Annotated in this window: 14 protein-coding genes; 2 read left to right on the top strand and 12 right to left on the bottom strand. The window is 60.4% G+C overall.

Translation table 11 applies throughout. From position 1 onward, the window contains the following. Nucleotides 1–22: 22 nt before the first annotated feature. From HWX91_RS29580 to HWX91_RS29600, 5 genes are all read right to left on the bottom strand, one after another. Complete coding sequence (locus tag HWX91_RS29580) at nucleotides 23–1,471, bottom strand: isoxanthopterin deaminase (RefSeq protein ID WP_028196700.1); 1,449 nt, start codon at nucleotides 1,469–1,471, stop codon at nucleotides 23–25. Between the two features lie 18 nt (nucleotides 1,472–1,489). Further along, on the bottom strand, nucleotides 1,490–2,218 hold the full coding sequence (locus tag HWX91_RS29585; RefSeq protein ID WP_244144163.1) for an ABC transporter permease: 729 nt from the start codon (nucleotides 2,216–2,218) through the stop codon (nucleotides 1,490–1,492). Nucleotides 2,219–2,349: 131 nt separating this feature from the next. Further along, nucleotides 2,350–3,183 (bottom strand): ABC transporter ATP-binding protein, encoded by an 834-nt coding sequence (locus tag HWX91_RS29590; RefSeq protein ID WP_028196702.1) that lies wholly within the window; start codon nucleotides 3,181–3,183, stop codon nucleotides 2,350–2,352. A 2-nt stretch (nucleotides 3,184–3,185) separates the two neighbouring features. Beyond that, entirely contained in the window at nucleotides 3,186–4,232 is a 1,047-nt protein-coding gene (locus HWX91_RS29595; protein WP_028196703.1) for an aromatic ring-hydroxylating dioxygenase subunit alpha, read from the bottom strand. A 59-nt stretch (nucleotides 4,233–4,291) separates the two neighbouring features. Further along, complete coding sequence (locus HWX91_RS29600; protein WP_042274995.1) at nucleotides 4,292–5,323, bottom strand: ABC transporter substrate-binding protein; 1,032 nt, start codon at nucleotides 5,321–5,323, stop codon at nucleotides 4,292–4,294. Nucleotides 5,324–6,170: 847 nt separating this feature from the next. Between HWX91_RS29600 and HWX91_RS29605 the strand changes: the two genes are divergently transcribed. Then, nucleotides 6,171–7,298 (top strand): glycosyltransferase family 2 protein, encoded by a 1,128-nt coding sequence (locus tag HWX91_RS29605; RefSeq protein ID WP_028196705.1) that lies wholly within the window; start codon nucleotides 6,171–6,173, stop codon nucleotides 7,296–7,298. Between the two features lie 28 nt (nucleotides 7,299–7,326). Here HWX91_RS29605 and HWX91_RS29610 read toward each other — a convergent pair whose 3' ends face one another. The 3 genes from HWX91_RS29610 to HWX91_RS29620 form a co-directional block, all read right to left on the bottom strand. Next, nucleotides 7,327–8,052, bottom strand: a complete 726-nt coding sequence (locus HWX91_RS29610) for an amino acid ABC transporter permease (protein ID WP_025496304.1) — start codon at nucleotides 8,050–8,052, stop codon at nucleotides 7,327–7,329. Beyond that, nucleotides 8,049–8,780 carry an amino acid ABC transporter permease gene (locus HWX91_RS29615; RefSeq protein WP_028196706.1) on the bottom strand — a complete coding sequence of 244 codons (732 nt, stop codon included), beginning with the start codon at nucleotides 8,778–8,780 and terminating at the stop codon, nucleotides 8,049–8,051. The genes HWX91_RS29610 and HWX91_RS29615 overlap by 4 nt, the downstream gene beginning before the upstream one ends. A gap of 97 nt (nucleotides 8,781–8,877) precedes the next feature. Next, nucleotides 8,878–9,699, bottom strand: coding sequence for an ABC transporter substrate-binding protein (locus HWX91_RS29620; protein ID WP_025496302.1), 822 nt, complete (start codon nucleotides 9,697–9,699; stop codon nucleotides 8,878–8,880). Between the two features lie 314 nt (nucleotides 9,700–10,013). Between HWX91_RS29620 and HWX91_RS29625 the strand changes: the two genes are divergently transcribed. Then, nucleotides 10,014–10,235 carry a hypothetical protein gene (locus tag HWX91_RS29625; RefSeq protein ID WP_025496301.1) on the top strand — a complete coding sequence of 74 codons (222 nt, stop codon included), beginning with the start codon at nucleotides 10,014–10,016 and terminating at the stop codon, nucleotides 10,233–10,235. A gap of 133 nt (nucleotides 10,236–10,368) precedes the next feature. On the opposite strand, the gene HWX91_RS29630 is transcribed toward HWX91_RS29625, so the two are convergent. From HWX91_RS29630 to HWX91_RS29645, 4 genes are all read right to left on the bottom strand, one after another. Beyond that, nucleotides 10,369–11,682, bottom strand: a complete 1,314-nt coding sequence (locus tag HWX91_RS29630; RefSeq protein WP_028196707.1) for an MFS family transporter — start codon at nucleotides 11,680–11,682, stop codon at nucleotides 10,369–10,371. A 1,217-nt stretch (nucleotides 11,683–12,899) separates the two neighbouring features. Further along, entirely contained in the window at nucleotides 12,900–14,615 is a 1,716-nt protein-coding gene (locus HWX91_RS29635; RefSeq protein ID WP_028196708.1) for a SpoVR family protein, read from the bottom strand. Further along, nucleotides 14,612–15,883, bottom strand: a complete 1,272-nt coding sequence (locus tag HWX91_RS29640; protein ID WP_025496686.1) for a YeaH/YhbH family protein — start codon at nucleotides 15,881–15,883, stop codon at nucleotides 14,612–14,614. The genes HWX91_RS29635 and HWX91_RS29640 overlap by 4 nt, the downstream gene beginning before the upstream one ends. Before the next feature lie 154 nt (nucleotides 15,884–16,037). Then, the gene (locus HWX91_RS29645) at nucleotides 16,038–17,960 is read right to left on the bottom strand and encodes a PrkA family serine protein kinase (RefSeq protein ID WP_025496687.1); all 1,923 of its coding nucleotides are present in this window, start codon (nucleotides 17,958–17,960) and stop codon (nucleotides 16,038–16,040) included. Nucleotides 17,961–18,002 lie beyond the last annotated feature (42 nt).

An 18,002-nucleotide genomic window follows, 5' to 3' on the forward strand; every position in this document is an offset into this window, starting at 1 on the left:
CAAGCAAAAAAGAACCAGAACCTCAAACAACAACCTCCCTCAGCAATTCCCGAACAACCCTCCGGGCCTCCCCCCCTAACTCCTTGATATCAACCCCTTCAATCAGATCATCAACAACCACCCGCTTCCCAGCAGAAAAAAGCGCCATCACCGAAGGCCTCCCTCCAGAAGCAACCGGCCCGATCGCCGGATCATGCAACCCAAAATACCTCGGATCATCGAGCCGATAAACCGCAATATCCGCGGCATACCCCACAGCCACTTTCCCAACCTCATCAAGCCCCATCACCCGGGCGCCGCCCGCCGTCCCCCAATGAATCACCTCGGCAATGCTCGCCGCGCCCGCCCCGCCTTCGAAACTGCCGCCCCGATACGCCGGCTGCGCCAGCATCCCGAGGCGTGCCCGCTGCGCAAGCCAAGTCATGTGCACCTCGGAAATCATATCGGCCGCTTCGTTCGAGGCCGCGCCGTCGACGCCAATCGATACCGGCACCCCCGCGTCAGCCATTTCCCGCACCGGGCAAATACCGCTGCCCAGCCGCCCATTGCTCTGCGGACAATGCGCGACACCGGTGCCCGTCTGCGCAAGCAACGCGATTTCGTCGGCGTCGACCTTGACCAGATGCGCGTACCACACATCGCTGCCAAGCCAGTCGTGCTCGCCGCAAAAAGCCACCGGCGATTTCCCGTACATCGAATACGCACTGTCCTGATAGCCGACCGTCTCCGACAGGTGACTGTGCATGCGCAATCCAAGGCGGCGCGCAACCGCCGCCGTCTCACGCATCTCCCGAGGGGAAATCGAATACAACACCGTGGTCGGCGCCATCACGACCCGCCGCATCGCTCGCGGTGAAGCGTCGTGGTATCTGGCCGCGAGCCGCTCGATATCGGCGACGTAAGCGTCCAGCGTTTCAGGTCGCAACGCCGTCGGCAAGTCGGCCTCGAGTTGCCGTGTTTGCGTCGCGCCGCCGCGCAGCAACACGAAACGCAACCCGAGTTTCTCCGCCTCCTCGAACAGAATCGCCGAACTGTCGAACGGCATGCCCGGGTAGTACACGTAGTTGTGATCGGCCACGGTCGCACAGCCGGAGCGCGCGAGTTCGATCAGCCCAATGCGCGCGGCGAGCCGGAAGCGCCGCTCGTCGAATAGCGCACGAAACCGATAAGGCGTCGCGGCAAGCCACGGCGTAAGCGTGGCGTCGAGTCCGGCCGTGTCTCCCTTGAGCAGCGACTGGAACAGATGATGATGTGTATTGACCCACGCCGGATAAATCACGCAGTCAGTAGCGTCCACGATCGTCTCGCCAGGTCGCGGCGCGAGCGCACCGATCTCGTCGATCGTATCGCCCACAATGCGAATGTCGGGACCCGGCACGCGCGATGGATCGTCCGCGGTACCACGGCCACCTGTCATGATCGCGGCCGCGTTGCGGATCAGCGTGGAGGGTTGAGTGTCGTATGTCGTCATAAGCCTGAGCGCAAAGAATCAAAGTTGGCTATCGTGCCAGCCGCGCAAACCGATGCGCGACACCCACGCCGTGATGGCGAACAGTACGACGCCCGTCACGGTGATCAGCAGCAGCGCCGCAAAGAGCCGGGGAATATTCAGCTGAAAACCCGCTTGCAGAATCTGATAGGCCAGCCCCGCGCCGCTGCCGCCCGTTCCCGCGACGAACTCGGCGACCACCGCACCGATCAACGACAGCCCGCTTGAAATCCGCAGTCCGCCGAAGAAATACGGCAACGCGCTCGGAATGCGCAGGCGCACCAGCGTCTGCCAACGGGTTGCGCGATTGATCCTGAAAAGGTTGATCAATCCCGGATTCACACTGCGCAAGCCGAGCGCCGTGTTCGAGATGATCGGGAACAGGGCTACCAACGTCGCGCACAACACCAGCGCGACATTCATATCCTTGACCCAGATGATGATCAGCGGCGCGATCGCCACCACGGGGGTTACCTGCAACAGAATCGCATACGGAAACAGGCTCGCTTCGATCAGCGGACTCTGCACGAACAGCAACGCGATAATCACGCCAAGCACGGTGGCAAGCGCAAACGCCAGCAGCGTGATTTTCAGCGTCGCCAGCAAACTGCCGAACAATAGCGGTGCGTCCTGCACCAGTTCGGCCACGATCGCCAACGGCGACGGCACCAGATACGCCGGCACCTTCATCAGCACGCACCAGCCCTGCCACAACGCCAGCATCACCATGCCAACGACCCACGGCGCGATTGCCTTCGCCACGCCGGGACGATGCAGCCACGGACGGCGCGCGGCTTTCGCGGCCGCCGGGTTGCGCGCCGCGTTATGGTTGGCCGAATGACCCGCAAGCACTTCGCCCGTCATGATTGCACTCCTGTTTCTTCGTTCGCGAACGACGCGCGATGCGCATCGGTAATCAGCTCGGAAAGTGTCTTGCAGTGCTGCATGAACGGCTCGCTGACACGGAACGCATCGTCGCGTTCGAGCGGACCGTCAATCGGCACCTCGGCGATGATGCGGCCCGGCCGCGCCTGCATCACCACCACGCGGCTCGACAGATACACGGCTTCGTAAATGCTGTGCGTGACGAACACCACCGTCATGCCGCGCCGCTGCCACAGCGCGCGCAAATCGCCGTCGAGGCGGTTGCGGGTAAATTCGTCGAGCGCGCCGAACGGTTCGTCAAGCAACAGGAGGTCCGGCTCGGTGACGAGCGCACGCGCGAGCGACGCGCGCATCTGCATGCCGCCCGACAATTCGCGCGGCAGCACCTTGCCGAACTTCGCCAGCCCCACGCCATCGAGCGCTTCGGCAACACGCGCGTCGGCTTCGCGGCGCGGCACGCGTGCAAGATCGAGCGGCAGACGCACGTTATCGGCAACGGTCGCCCACGGCATCAAGGTCGCTTCCTGAAACACCATCGACATGCGCCGCCCCGGCGAGCCGACCGTCTCGAACGGTTGCCCCCACCAGCGCAGATGACCGTGCGTCGGCGTCTCGATGCCGGCGAACATTTTCAGCAAGGTGCTCTTGCCGCAGCCGGACGGCCCAAGTAAGGAAATGAACTCGCCGGATTCGATCGCGAGGCGCACGTCTTCGAGCGCGACCGTGCCGTTCGGATAGCGCTTGTCGACACGCTGCACCGAGAGCAGCGGCACAGGCGGGTTCGGGGAATAGGGTTCGGTCGAGGCCATGATCATTCCTCCACGTTGATGGGGAATACTTCGCGAAAGACTTCGGATTCACCGTTATCGTTCAGCAGCTTCAGCAACATGCGGCGCATCAGCAAACCGGGCTGGTCCGATTCCATGTGGCATTCCTGCTGACGGCGTACGTCGATACAGGCGTCGTAGTCGGTCGCTTCGAGAATGTCGCGGTCTTCGTCTGTAATCGGACGGTCCCAGTCGATCAGTTCCTGCGTCGAGCAGGCGTCCTCAGTATCGTTGCGATAGAGCCATTGCGAGAGCATCAGCGTGCGGTCGTCGATCGGCGTCGCGCAGTTATAGATGATGTGATGGATGCCGCTCGCCGGATACACGCAGCCGAAGCGGCGCGCGAACGGCATGTACCAGCGGTTGATCAGATGACGCTCGGTGACTTCCTCGGTCGTGCCCGTGATGCGATAGCTCGCTGGCGGATTGCGCACCGGCACATGCGTCTCCGCTTCGAAGCCCCACTCGTTCGGCCGGAATTCGTACTTCGACGGCTTCGGATTGTCGAACAGACCGAAGTTGCCTTTATGCACGAAACTGAAATGCGAGTTGTCGAACGAGTTCTCCATCATGCGCAGCGGGCTCGTTTCCCAGCGCTCGTAGAACTGCAGAATGCGGCGGTAACCGGCTGCGCCTTCTTCAGGAAACTCGGGAATCGGCTGCAGCGGATCTTCGAGCGCGACCCACGCGTAGCCGTAACGTTCTTCGCAATGGTACGACGGCACGATCGCGCGCGACGGAATCGCGCCGCCGTTGTTCTGCGGAATCTTCACGCATTGGCCGCTGCAATCGTAGGTCCAGCCGTGATATCCGCAAGCGATGTTGCCGTCGCCGTCGATGAAACCCTTCGACAGTTTCGCGGTGCGATGACAGCAGCGATCGCGCAAGGCGTGCGGCTTGCCGCCTGCGCCCTTCCACAACACGATGGGCTCACCCAGCAGGGTGAACGGCTGCGGACCGGCATCGAGTTGCGCCATCGGCATGATTGCGTACCAGAAGCGGCGCAAGACTTTTTGACGGGTGACCAGCATGGGAAAAACTCCTTCTTCGAGCGTTCAGGCGTATACGCGGTGCATGTACCTGGGATACCTCAGGGCATGACCTTCGCGTTCTGGATGTATTGCAGCGTGTAGGCCGAGTGATAGTCGGTCGAGGGCTTGAGCAGCTTCGCGTCGACCATGTATTCGAAGGTCTTCTTCCACCGCGCGTCGGTCATCGTGCCGATGCCTTGCGTCGCTGCGTCGCCGCCCGTCACGAGCTTGAGTTTCTTCAGTTGCGCCACGCCGTACGCGAGTTGACCATCGCTCATCTGCGGGTTGTCTTTCTTGATCAGTGCATTGGCGGGCGCCGGATCGTTCAGATAGCTCTTCCAGCCTTCCATTGAAGCCTTCACGAAACGCGCCACCACATCCGGCTTGTTCTTCAACGTATCGCGCATCGTGACGATCGTCGTGTTGTAGGGCGGATAGCCATCGTCGGCGAACAGGAAGAAGTGCGCGTTTGCGTGGGCCTGTTCGGCCTGATAGGTTTCGGACGACGGATACGCCTGCATCGCCACGTTCGGGTCGGCAAAGAACGGTTGCAGGTTGAAGGTGTACGGACGCGCTTGCGCCTCGGTGTAGCCGTACTTCGCCTTCAGCCACGGCCACCAGGTCGTGCGGCCCGAACCGGCGACGAGAATCGTCTTGTTCTTCAGTCCGCCGAGACTGGTCACGTCGGCATGCGTCATCATGCCTTGCGGGTCGTACTGGAACGCCGCGGCAACCGTGGTGACAGGAATGCCGGCTTCGACGCTCGAGAGCACCTGGAAGTCGTAGCCGAGCAGGAAGTCGGCCTGGCCGCCGGCGAGCAACTGCATGCTGTTGACTTGCGGCCCACCCATTTTGATCGTGACATCCAGACCGTACTTCTTGTAGATGCCGGTGGCGATCGCCTGATAGAAGCCGCCGTGCTCGGCTTGCGCATACCAGTTGGTCAGCAAGGTCACGTGATCTTCCGCGTGGACCAGCGGCGCGGCAAGTGCGGCACCGGCGAGCGCGGCGGCGCTGACGGTGCGTGCCACGAATGAGCGGACGCACGAGCCAATTCGTGCATAAGCTGAGAGAAGACGCGGAACGCGCATAGCTGAACTCCGTGTGAACGTAGGGATAGTTGTGAGAATGGGAAAGCCGGACGATAAGGAACGGGCGACGCGGCCCATGCGGCGCCAGCGCACGAGATCAGGCAGACGCGCACAGGTATGCACATGAGCGAACGCATGCGGCTCGCCGCGCGTGGCCGCACGACTCGCACTGACGCCTGACTGTTGGATGAAAATTTGGGGCAACTGCATCGCACGCTCCTTGTTGGCGGAACCGGACGGTTCCGTTCAAACGCCGAATTGCTTCGACGTGGGCGCACGATGCGCCCCAAGAGCAATGCCCCACGGTGACCGGCACTCGCGTGCCGGCTCGCTAGCCGCTTCTACTCTGGTTTTCCATTAAGCGAATGTTGTGCCAGTTGTTGAGAAACGCCCCGATGACGCGCGCCCATCGAACGTTTGGGTATCTCGCGCCCTGCGGTTGCGGTGGTGACTTTGCACTCGCGCGAAGCGGCGCGGCACCGCGTGGGTGCATGCGGTGCCCCTTTGGCGCACCCCACGCGGTGAGCGACGCGGGGCAAACTGCAGCCGCGCGAAGACGCCGATCAAGGGTGCAATCAGTCTCCGCCTAACTGCCCGCACAAAAAAATCGGCCGGGGCGGGTCTCGGTCAAGGGCTGACGCCAGACGCCAGCCCAAGCGGCTTTGCTGCGATTTGCCCGCAAAAGACGCATAGATTTTCCCCTTCGAACCGCTTTCACAGCGTGGACATTTTTTCCGATTTATTACTGATTATTTTTTTCCTGTAATCACCTATTTTGCTGCATGCAGCAAAGTGTGCGCAAAGCGAACCGGCTGCCGCCCCTTAACGGATAAGAAAGGAGACACCTGTGTTCACCTTCTCCACCCCCTCCCCCACAGCCCAGTCCGCTCCCAAAGTTTCCATTTGCCTGCCGACCTGCAATCGGCCTGAGTTGATCGCGGAGTGCATCGATTCGTGCCTCGCGCAAACCTATGGCGATCTGGAGATCGTTATCGGCGACGATTCAAAGGACGGCCGCACCCAGCAGTTGATCGAGCAACGCTATCCGAACGAACCGCGCATCCGCTATGTGATGAATCAGCCGCCGCTCGGTCAGGCGCGCAATGTCGCAAGCCTGTTCGAGCGTGCTCGCGGCGACAAGATTCTGCTGATTCACGACGACGATCTGCTCACCACCGACGGCATCGAAAAACTCGTGTCGCTATGGGCACTTCATCCACACCTGGAAGTGGCGTTCGCCAATCAGTACGAGGCCGATCACAATGGCATAGTCGACCTCGACGCGAGCATGCGCCTGAACATCGCGTTTCATCGCACGAGAGACGCCGAAGGCCTGCAGCCTTTGCCCGGCAGAACCGGCTTGATCCAGATGTTCCCGAACAACGGCTGGATGGCCAACGCGGACCTGGTCAAGCGGATCGGTTACACGGATCAGTACGGCACGTGCTGCGATTTCGTGTTCGGCACCGAACTCTGTCTCGCCGCGCGCGAGGTGTTCTATCTGCACGAATACGTGTCGGTCTACCGGAAGACGGCGACCTCGATCTCGCATAGCACGCGCGGCACGACAAGCTCCGCGCCCGTTAGTGCGTATGCGTTCGTCAAGGCGCTGAGGCTGCCGCCGCAACTGGAACCGTCACGCAAGCTGGCATTGCGCCGGCTCGCGCCGATTGTCGTCTCGGTTCACGCGAAGAACCAGCAGGTGGCGCCTGGCTTGAAGATCCTGTTCACGCATCTGTTTGCCTACAACTACGGTTTGAGTATGCGGTTCTGTTACCACCTGCTGATGCTCTCACGCGCGGCTGTGAACCTGCGGCAGCACGCAGCGGTGACGAGCGTAGCCGCGGCAGCGTCAGGCGTGGCCGCGGCAGCGTCGGGGGTAGCCGCAGCAGCATCGGCTGTCGTTGCCGAGCCGGGGGCCGCTGTGACCGAACTCGTTACCGACATCGTGACCGATCGATCCGAACTGATCTGACCAATGCCGCTCTAGCCAGGCGCGGCCGTTAGTCGCCAGACAATGCCTGTGTGGTGGCCGGCGTGAGCGGCTGTACGATGCGCTTGCGCCGCGTCAACGCATACGTCGCGATGCGGTCTAGCGCCGTGCACAGCACCAGATAGATGAAGCCGACGAACAGGAATATCTGTGCGGGATACACCATCAGCCGGTTGCTGACCTGCGTCGCGACGAACGACAACTCGCCGACGCCGACGATGTACGCGAGCGAAGTGTCTTTCACCAGCGACACCCATTGATTGACGAACGAAGGCGCCATGATGCGCATCGCCTGAGGCAGCAACACGTAGCGCAGTGCTTGCATCCGTGTGAGGCCGAGCGACAGGCCGGCTTGCCACTGACCGTCGCCGACAGCGCGAATGCCTGCGTGCACCGAGTGCGCAAGGTACGCACCGCCGATCAGCGAGAGCGCGCAAACGACCGTCGCAAGTCCCGGCACGTCGACATGAAAAACCATCGGCAGCAGGAAATAAGTCCAGAAGATCAGCATCAGCACCGGAATCGCGCGAAAGAAACCGATCACGAGCAGCAAGGGCACACGGGCGATGCGCCCCGCCATCGCCAGCGCAATCCCGCCCGCGAGCCCGAGCACCGCCGAAGCCAGCGCGGAACACACTGCCAGCACCAGCGTAAGCGCCGCGCCGCCGAGCGGCCCTTGCGGAAATGCACCGACCAGCAAATACGGCAAATTATTGGCGAACAATGACCATGTCATGCTAAGCGCCTCGCGAATGAGCGCTCGCGCGCATGTGCAAGCGTGTGCGAAACAGCTTCGATCAACGCGACGGCGGCGATATACAACACGGTGGCCACACCAAATGCCTCGAAAGTTTTAAAGGTTTCCGTCTCGACCTGACGCGACGCGTACGACAATTCGGCAAGACCGATTGCCATAGTCAGCGATGAATTTTTCACGAGATTCATGTATTGGCCGAACAGCGGCGGCAGCGAAATGCGTACGGCTTGCGGCAATACGACGTAGCGGAACGCCTGCAGCGGCGTGAGACCCAGAGCCGCGGCCGCGGCATGCTGACCTGCCGGCACGCCGCGCAAACCCGCCTGGAATTCCTCGGCGATGAAAGCCGCCGTATAGCACGTGAGTCCGACCCACCCGGCGACAAATTCGAACGACGGCCAACGCAGCGCATACGCGCCGAGCTGCACGCCATGCGGTGTGTTCAGCCACTGCATCAGTGCGTCCGGCATCAGCGTGGCCGCGCCGAAGTACCAGAAGAACAGTTGCACCAGCAACGGTGTATTGCGAAACACCAGCACATACGCGGCCGTTGCACGACGCAGCCAGCCGTAGCGGGCATGACGCGCGATGGCCAGCACGAGGCCGGCCACGGTGGCCGCGAGCGCCACCGTCAACGCGAGACCGACGGTGACGCCGAAGCCTTGCCACAGCCACGTCAGATACTTTGGAGCGAGCCACGCTTGCATCGTTAAACCTGCTTCTTTGAATCCGCTCTTGCGAAAACGCCGACGGGCACGCTGCGAGCGTGCCCGTTCATTCCTGAGTACTAAAGCAGCATGGAACTCAGGTCTTGTCGCCGATCTTGAAGATGCGCGCAAGCGGCGTCTTCGTTTGCGGACCGAACCAGCGGTTGTAGATCTTCGCGGCCGAGCCGTCGGCTTCCAGTCCCTTCAGCGTGTCGTTCACGAAACCGACCAGACGCGTCTCGCCCTTGGGAATGCCCACGCCCATGTAGTCGTTCGAAATCGTGAACGCCGGAATCTCGTAGTTCTGCTTGTCCGGTACGTTGGCGAGCAGACCGACCAGCTTCGGACCGTCCTGCGTGATCGCCTGTACATTGCCCGCGCGCAAAGCCGCGAATGCGAACGGCGTGTCGTCGTACGCGACGATCGTGGCTTGCGGGAATTTCTCGCGCAGTGTGATTTCGTTGGTGGTGCCCTTGTCGGCGCCCACGCGCAGGCTGTTGATCTGATCCGGCGATTTCAGCACGCCCTTCTTCGCCAGAAACTGCTGGCCTGATGAGAAATACGGAATGCTGAAGTCGACCTGTTTGGCGCGCTCGTCGGTGATCGTGAAGTTGGCGAGTACCAGGTCCACTTTCTTCGACGTGAGGAACGGAATGCGGTTAGCCGGATTGGTCGGCTGCAGTTCGAGCTTCACGCCGAGTTTGTCGGCAAGCGCCTTCGCGTAGTCGACATCGAGGCCGACGATGTGATTGCTGCTTGCGTCGACGTAACCGAACGGCGGATTGCTGTCGAAGGTCGCGACGCGTAGCACGCCCGCCTTCTTGATGTCGTCGAGACGATCGGCGTGGGCAAGGCCCGGCACCGTCATCGTCAGCCCCGTCATGGTCACTAGCCAGGCAGCGAGTAATTTCGATTTCATTTTTATGGATCTCTTTGTTTGTGTGCGACGCAGATGCGATGTTTCTGAAAACAGATGCGGGTCGGCACGATCCGTCGCAAATCCGCTGCGAATCCGCTGGGAAGCTCTCGCCAGCGCGAAGTGCAACCGACGGCCACGCATGGGCGTCACCTTAGCAGCGCCGCCGCGCGCACCGAACCAAGAAATGCTCCTGTAATAAGCGTGTTTTCTGCTAAGCATCCGCTCATTAGCAAACGCGTATTTGTCGCTTGGTCTCACGCGTGCGGCTGATTAGGATGGGTCTTGAACCGTCATCCGCCTCGAGGTGATTTGCCATGTCCGACAGTGCCTGTTTCAAGCCGCGTGTGATCGAGCCGGTCGTCGTCAATCAGCCGGAAGGATTGGGCTTGGCCGTGGAGTTATGGCTTGCGCATCCGGTCGATGGCATTGCAGGACGAGCCGTGCAGATTCATTTGCGCAGCGATGCGAAGATGGCGCAAGCCGAGACGCTGCGCGATCTGCTGCACGCGCTGGGAACGGAGATCGTGGTGGCTTGAGCATGGGCATCGACGTGGGCCGGGGCGCCGCTTGCCGTGCCTGCCGATGGGATAAAAAAACGGCGGCCGGGTTCCCCCTGGCCGCCGTTTTCAAAGAGCACTTACGCGCACTGTTTGCGCGTGTCGTCCTCGTTCAAGGCTCGTGACGCAAGTACCCTTCTTTCGAAGGATCGCGCATGCGCAGCGACACGATGCCGGCGATCGCGCACAGTGCGGTGACATACCAGTAGAACGTCGACTCGCTGCCCACGGACTTCAGCCACAGCGCGACGTATTCCGCCGAACCGCCGAAGATCGCATTGGCCACCGCATACGACAGCCCCACGCCAAGCGCGCGCACTTCCGGCGGGAACATTTCGGCCTTGATCAGGCCGCTGATCGACGTATAGAAGCTAACGATCGCCAGCGCCACGACCACGAGGCCGAAGGCCGCGTACGGGCTCGTTACGTCTTTCAACGCGTGCAGCAGCGGCACGGTGCCGATGGTCGCGAAAAAGCCGAAGAAAATCATCGAACGACGACGTCCGATACGATCCGACAAAGCGCCGAACGCCGGCTGCATGATCATGTAGACGAACAGCGCCGCGGTCATCACGTTGCTTGCCGTCTTGGCGTGCATACCGGCTGTGTTGACCAGGTACTTCTGCATATACGTGGTGAACGTGTAGAAAATCAGCGAGCCGCCTGCCGTGAAGCCGAGCACGGTCAGAAACGCGCCCTTGTGCTGCCACAAGCCGCGCAGCGTGCCGGCTTCCTTGCGTTGACGCGTTTCAGCCGTGGTCGTTTCTTCAAGCGATTTACGCAGATACAGCGCGACGAGTGCCGCCAGCGCGCCGATCACGAACGGCACGCGCCAGCCCCACGCTTTCAGTTCTTCGGTGGAGAGGGTTTGCTGGAGGATCACCAGCACGAGCAGCGCGCACAACTGACCGCCGATCAGCGTGACGTACTGGAACGACGCGAAGAAGCCGCGGCGGCCCTTCAGCGCGACTTCACTCATATAGGTCGCGCTGGTGCCGTACTCGCCGCCCACCGACAGGCCCTGGAACAGGCGTGCGACCAGCAGCAGCGCCGGCGCCAGTGCGCCGATCTGCGCGTACGTGGGGAGCACCGCGATCACCAGCGAGCCGCCGCACATCATGAACACCGATACCATCATCGCGGTCTTGCGGCCGTGTTTGTCGGCAAGCCGGCCGAAGAACCAGCCGCCGATCGGGCGCATCAGGAAGCCCGCGGCGAAGACGCCCGCCGTGTTAAGCAATTGCGTGGTGGTATTGCCGCTCGGGAAGAAGGCCGGCGCGAAATAGAGCGCGCAGAACGAATACACGTAAAAGTCGAACCATTCGACTAGGTTGCCTGATGAAGCGCCAACGATCGCGAAGATGCGGCGCCGGGTGTCGCGTGCGTCGTGAACCGTGGCCACGGTTTGGTCGGTTAGGTCGGTCATGCTGTTGTCTTTCCTTGTCTTTAAACGGAGGTGGCGGTCGTGGCGCCGCCTTCCTGGCGCGCGCATCGCGGTGGGAGGGTTCGGAGTGCCTCCGGGGTGCCCCGCGGGGTGCCCGTTGCGCGCGTGCGCGAATTTTACAGAATTGCAAGGAGGAGATGGGGGTTTGTTAGGGATCAACGCAAGGTTTTTGCCTGCCCGGCAGATGCAGGCCCTTCGCGGCGCTTTTCGTTGTTGATCCGGGGCGCTGGCCTTTTCTTGCTGGGTTCGGGGTTGGGGCTTTTGGTTTGTTGTTGGTCTTCTGGTCTTTCGATCTCTTGCTGGGCTTTTGGCCTTTCCTTGATTTGTTAGTGGTCTATTAGCGTTGCCCCTGTGCGGGGCGGCACCTACTTTTCTTTGCCTGCCGCAAAGAAAAGTAGGCAAAAGAAAGCGGCTCACACCGCTAATTTTTAAGCGGGTCCCCTGGCTTGGAGGGGGTAGTGGTGCATCTGGAATCTGTGCCCCCGCACACTCCGCGCTAGTGACAAGGCGCTCATCAGCTCCCACTCCGCACTGCGTGCGTCGCGGACGGGTCTGCAAGGGAAACCGTCGGGTTTGCTTCGCGCAGCGGGAGCCTTCGGCTTCGCCTCGGCGAGACGCACCCGCTCTGGTCGGCCCCCCCCGAATTCAGAGGAAATGTCTGTGCATTGCATTGGCGATCGCGACCACGGCCGCGGTTGTGCTTGTGCTTGTGCTTGTGCTTGTGCTTGTGCTTGTGCTTGTGCTTGTGCTTGTGCTTGTGCTTGTGCTTGTGCTTGTGCTTGCAGCAGCGAGGCAACGGCGAACCGGACACGGGATAAATCGGGGCAGCAAAAACTTGGCGGGCGGTGTTATGAACTGGGTATCAGCGCGCGCAGCGCCGCCGGAGGTATGACTGCCTTGTCACTAGAGCGGAATGTGCGAGGCCACAGATTCCAGATGCACCACTACCGTGGCTGCGCGGGGGACCCGCTTATGAGCTGGCGGTGTAAAGCCGCTTTCTTTTGCCTACTTTTCTTTGCGGCAGGCAAAGAAAAGTAGGTGCCGCCCCGCACAGGGGCAACGCTAATACACCACTAACAAAGCAAGGAAAGGCCAAAGGACCAACCCAAACAAACCAAACCCCAAAAGCACCAAACTCAACAACAAAAAAGCGCCGCAAAGGCCCTGCACCTGCCGGGCAGGCAAAAAAAACCAAACCCTCAAACCCTCACAGCCGGAGGCACATACTTACATTCATACCGCTTCCTGACAGTGCCATTCTCATCAACGCTTTCCAGATAAACATCAAACTGCCACAACCGCGCCATGTGCTTAAGCACCTCATCGCTATCATTAGACAGATGCCGGTTATCGCTCATGAAATGCCGCAACGTCAGACTCCGGTCCCCACGCGTATTCACAGCCCAAACCTGAATGTTCGGCTCCCGGTGATGCATGTCGTACTGCCGCGACAACGCCTGCCGCACATACTGATACCCGCTGTCATCATGAATCGCGGACACTTCCAGCGCATCGCGCATATCGTCATCGAGCACGGAAAATAGACGCATCTCGCGGATCAGATGCGGCGACAGATACTGCGCGACAAAACTCTCGTCCTTGAAATTGCGCATCGCGTAGTGCATCGCCGGCAGCCACGGGCTGCCCGCCAGCTCAGGGAACCACTTGCGATCTTCCTCCGTCGGCGATTCGCAAATCCGGCGGATATCGCTCATCATCGAAAAACCCAGCGCGTAAGGGTTAATGCCGCTGTAGTAAGGCTTCGTGACCGGCGGCTGGTAGACCACATTGCTGTGCGAATGGAGAAACTCCATCATGAAGCCGTCTTCCAGCTTGCCCTGGTTGTACATCGTGTTGAGCAAGGTGTAGTGCCAGAACGTGGCCCAGCCCTCATTCATGACCTGGGTTTGCCGCTGTGGATAGAAATACTGCCCGACCTTGCGCACAATGCGGATCACTTCCCGCTCCCACGGCTCCAGCAACGGCGCATTCTTCTCCGCGAAATACAACAGGTTTTCTTGTGGCTCCGGCGGGTAACGCTCCTCGATTTCCTCGGGCAACGGCGTGTGCCGGCTCGGCAAGGTGCGCCACAACTCATTCACCTGCGATTGCAAATAAGCCTCGCGTTCGCGGCGCGCCGCAAACTCCTTTTCCAGCGACAGCTTCTGCGGACGTTTGTAACGGTCCACACCGTAATTCATCAATGCATGGCACGAGTCGAGCAATTCCTCCACCCGGTCGAGCCCGAAGCGCTCCTCGCACTCCGCGATGTAATTCTTCGCGTAGACGAGGTAATCGATGATCGCGTGCGCATCCGTCCAGAGCCGGAACAGATAATTGCCCTTGAAGAACGAGTTGTGGCCATAGGCCGCGTGCGCGATGACGAGCGCCTGCATCGTCATCGTGTTCTCTTCCATCAGATACGCGATGCAAGGGTTTGAATTGATGACGATTTCGTACGCCAGCCCCATCTGCCCGCGGCGATAGCTCTTCTCGGTGGAAAGAAAGTGTTTGCCGAACGACCAGTGACGGTAGTTCACCGGCATGCCGACGGACGCGTAAGCGTCCATCATCTGTTCGGCGCTGATGAGTTCGAGCTGGATCGGATACACGTCGAGTTCATATTGCTCTGCAACACGGGCAATATGCGTGTCGTACTCTTCGATCAATTCGAAGGTCCAGTCGGACGGGCACGGCAAAGGCCGCCTATCTGCTACGTTCATACGGACTTCCCTTTGCCCCACAGTGGGCGTTCCGGTGTGTCCCCGTGCTGCAGCGGTGTCGACTGCTCCGGCTGCGGCGGCTCCCGTATCGTCCGCCTTCGCCTCGGCATGCCCGGCTTGACCCTGCTGCGGCACGCCTTTCCCGCGCTCCGGCTGGTAGCCGCGCGCTTCGTTGTGCAGGTGTTTTGTCATGAAGACGCCACCTGCTTTTCAAACAGTTCCCGGAACACCGGATAGATATCCGCCGCGGTCTCGACCTTCTTCATCGCCATATGCGGCTGGCTCAGCGCCAGCTGTGCATACTCGAGCCACAGGTTCTGCTCTTCCGGCGTAACCTGGATATACGCAAAATAGCGCACCTTCTCCAGGATGTCATCCGAAAGTATCTTGCGGCACTTGGGCGAATCGTCGGTCCAATTGTCGCCGTCAGACGCCTGAGCGCCATAAATGTTCCATTCAGTCGGCGAGTAGCGCTCTTCCATCACCTTACGCATCAGCTCCAGCGCGCTCGACACCACCGTGCCGCCGCTTTCCGTCGAATGAAAGAACGTATCTTCGTCGACTTCCTCGGCGCGCGTATGGTGACGGATAAACACCACCTCGATCTTTTCGTAGTTACGCTTGAGGAACAGGTACAGCAGGATGAAAAAGCGCTTGGCGAGATCCTTGCGCTGCTCGTCCATCGAACCGGACACATCCATCAGACAGAACATGACCGCCTGGCTCGACGGCGTGGGCTGCTTCACCCGGTTCACGTAGCGCAGATCGAACGGGTCGATAAACGGAATGCGCCAGATGCGCCCGCGCAAATGGTGAATCTCCTCTTCGAGCAGCTTGATTTCCTCGCGACGGTCGGCCGGATCGGCCTTGATCTCTTCCAGTTGCCGTTCCATCTCGTGCAACTGATTGACGAGCGGCGCGCCGAGCGCAATACGGCGGCCAAGCGCGCTTCTGAGCGAGCGGACCACGTCGATATTGTTCGGGGTGCCTTCGGCCGCCCAGCCGGCGCGGATGCTCTTCCACGTAGGCACGGCCATCAGATGGGTTTTGACGAGACGCGGGAGTTCGAGGTCGTCGAAGAAGTACTGCATGAATTCTTCACGGCTGAGTTCGAACACAAAGTCGTCCTGACCCTCGCCTTCGTTGCTCGCCTGGTTGCCCCCGCCTCCGCCGCCGCCCCCTTGCGGGCGCTGAATCTTGTCGCCGCGGATGTAGTCCGAGTTGCCCGGATGCACCATTTCCCGCTTACCGCCGGGGCCGTGCCGGAACGACGGCTCGGCAATGTCCTTGCGCGGAATCGTGATGCTCTGGGTGTTCTGGATATCCTTGATGCTGCGATCGCGTACCGCTTCCGAAACGGCGCGACGAATGTAGTTCTTGACGCGACGCAAAAAACGCTCGCGATTCGCAATACTCTTGTTCTTACCAGCTAACCTGCGGTCGATGATTTGATGAAGCACGCCCGGTCTCCCGTGTCCCATGCAACTGCACTAATTCGAGTGCGCGAGACGCAAACTGCATAGGCATGTCCGCAAACGCAACGCTATGTCCATGCAACTTGCGCTTCGCAAGGTGCCCGCGCGGCCGGACCGCGCGGGCGGCACGCAATGCGTATCATGACGACTTGCGCACGCGCAGATACCAGTCACACAGCAAGCGCACCTGCTTTGGCGTATAGCCCTTCGTCACCATCCGGTTGACGAAGTCTTCGTGCTTGCGTTGCTCTTCCGCCGAGCCCTTGGCGTTGAACGAGATCACCGGCAACAGTTCCTCCGTATTCGAGAACATCTTCTTTTCGATCACGACGCGCAGCTTCTCGTAGCTGATCCATGCGGGATTCTTCCCCGCATTCGCAGCCCGCGCACGCAGCACGAAGTTGACGATCTCGTTGCGGAAGTCCTTCGGGTTGCTGATGCCCGCAGGTTTCTCGATCTTTTCCAGTTCGGCGTTCAGCGCCGCGCGGTCGAAACTCTCGCCGGTGTCGTGGTCGCGGAATTCCTGGTCCTGAATCCAGAAGTCCGCATACGTCACATAGCGATCGAAAATATTCTGGCCATACTCGGAATACGACTCCAGATACGCGGTCTGAATCTCCTTGCCGATGAACTCGGCATAGCGCGAGGCGAGCACGTCCTTGATGAACGACAGGTACTTCTGTTCGGTTTCCGGCGGGAACTGCTCGCGCTCGATCTGCTGTTCGAGCACATACATCAGGTGGACCGGGTTCGCGGCGACTTCGGTCGAATCGAAGTTGAATACACGCGACAGGATCTTGAACGCGAAGCGGGTCGACACGCCGGTCATCCCTTCATCCACGCCCGCGAAATCGCGATACTCCTGATACGACTTGGCCTTCGGATCGGTGTCCTTGAGGTTTTCGCCGTCGTACACCTGCATCTTCGAGAACAGGCTGGAGTTTTCCGGCTCCTGCAAGCGCGTGAGCACCGACATCTGCGCCATCATCTTCAGCGTACCCGGCGCGCATACCGCGTTGGCGAGCGACGAATTACGCAGCAGCTTCTCGTAGATCTTGATCTCTTCGCCATAGCGCAGGCAATACGGCACCTTCACGACGAAGATGCGGTCGAGCAGTGCCTCGTTGTTGCGATTATTGCGGAAGGCCTTCCATTCCGACTCGTTCGAGTGGGCGAGAATCACGCCGTCGAACGGGATCGCGCCGAAACCTTCGGTGCCTTTGAAGTTGCCTTCCTGAGTCGCGGTGAGCAACGGGTGCAAGACCTTGATCGGCGCCTTGAACATTTCGACGAACTCGAGCAAGCCCTGATTCGCGAGGCACAGGCCACCGGAGTAGCTGTATGCGTCCGCATCGTCCTGGGCGTACTGCTCGAGCTTGCGGATGTCGACCTTACCGACCAGCGACGAAATATCCTGATTGTTTTCGTCACCCGGCTCGGTCTTGGCGATACCGATCTGACGAAGGATCGACGGGTAGCGGCGCACCACGCGAAACTTGCGGATGTCGCCGTTGTATTCGTGGAGGCGCTTGACCGCCCACGGACTCAGAATATTTTTCAGGTAGCGGCGTGGAATCCCGTATTGCTCTTCGAGGATCGGACCGTCCTCGTCGTAATCGAACAGACCCAGTGGCGACTCGTTGACGGGCGAACCCTTGATCGCATAGAACGGCACCCGTTCCATGAGTTGCTTCAGACGCTCCGCGATCGACGATTTACCGCCGCCGACCGGTCCCAACAGATACAGAATCTGCTTCTTTTCCTCAAGCCCCTGGGCCGAGTGCCGGAAGTAGGCGACCACCTGCTCGATCACTTCTTCCATTCCGTAGAACTCACGGAATGCGGGGTATACCTTGATGACCTTGTTCGCAAAGATACGCGACAGGCGCGGATCGTTGCGAGTGTCGATCTGTTCTGGTTCACCGATTGCCGTCAACATGCGTTCGCCGGCTGTAGCGTACGCGGCGGGATTGTCTTTGCAGAGCGCGAGATACTCCTCGAGCGAGAGTTCATCTTCTCGCGTTTTCTCGAAGCGGGTCGCGAAACTGCTGTAGATATCCATGCTACCTCCTCGCCAAAGTCTAGACCGATGTCGTGCGCGGCG

This window comes from Paraburkholderia fungorum, from assembly GCF_902833645.1.
Lineage (GTDB): Bacteria > Pseudomonadota > Gammaproteobacteria > Burkholderiales > Burkholderiaceae > Paraburkholderia > Paraburkholderia fungorum.

What these genes read in the sequence shown, in the direction of transcription:
- HWX91_RS29590 (WP_028196702.1), bottom strand. Translation starts at nt 3,183, where the DNA reads ATGGCCTCGACCGAACCCTATTCCCCGAACCCGCCTGTGCCGCTGCTC.
- HWX91_RS29635 (WP_028196708.1), bottom strand. Translation starts at nt 14,615, where the DNA reads ATGACAAAACACCTGCACAACGAAGCGCGCGGCTACCAGCCGGAGCGC.
- HWX91_RS29600 (WP_042274995.1), bottom strand. Translation starts at nt 5,323, where the DNA reads ATGCGCGTTCCGCGTCTTCTCTCAGCTTATGCACGAATTGGCTCGTGC.
- HWX91_RS29610 (WP_025496304.1), bottom strand. Translation starts at nt 8,052, where the DNA reads ATGACATGGTCATTGTTCGCCAATAATTTGCCGTATTTGCTGGTCGGT.
- HWX91_RS29580 (WP_028196700.1), bottom strand. Translation starts at nt 1,471, where the DNA reads ATGACGACATACGACACTCAACCCTCCACGCTGATCCGCAACGCGGCC.
- HWX91_RS29630 (WP_028196707.1), bottom strand. Translation starts at nt 11,682, where the DNA reads ATGACCGACCTAACCGACCAAACCGTGGCCACGGTTCACGACGCACGC.
- HWX91_RS29615 (WP_028196706.1), bottom strand. Translation starts at nt 8,780, where the DNA reads ATGCAAGCGTGGCTCGCTCCAAAGTATCTGACGTGGCTGTGGCAAGGC.
- HWX91_RS29595 (WP_028196703.1), bottom strand. Translation starts at nt 4,232, where the DNA reads ATGCTGGTCACCCGTCAAAAAGTCTTGCGCCGCTTCTGGTACGCAATC.
- HWX91_RS29625 (WP_025496301.1), top strand. Translation starts at nt 10,014, where the DNA reads ATGTCCGACAGTGCCTGTTTCAAGCCGCGTGTGATCGAGCCGGTCGTC.
- HWX91_RS29620 (WP_025496302.1), bottom strand. Translation starts at nt 9,699, where the DNA reads ATGAAATCGAAATTACTCGCTGCCTGGCTAGTGACCATGACGGGGCTG.
- HWX91_RS29585 (WP_244144163.1), bottom strand. Translation starts at nt 2,218, where the DNA reads ATGGTGATGCTGGCGTTGTGGCAGGGCTGGTGCGTGCTGATGAAGGTG.
- HWX91_RS29645 (WP_025496687.1), bottom strand. Translation starts at nt 17,960, where the DNA reads ATGGATATCTACAGCAGTTTCGCGACCCGCTTCGAGAAAACGCGAGAA.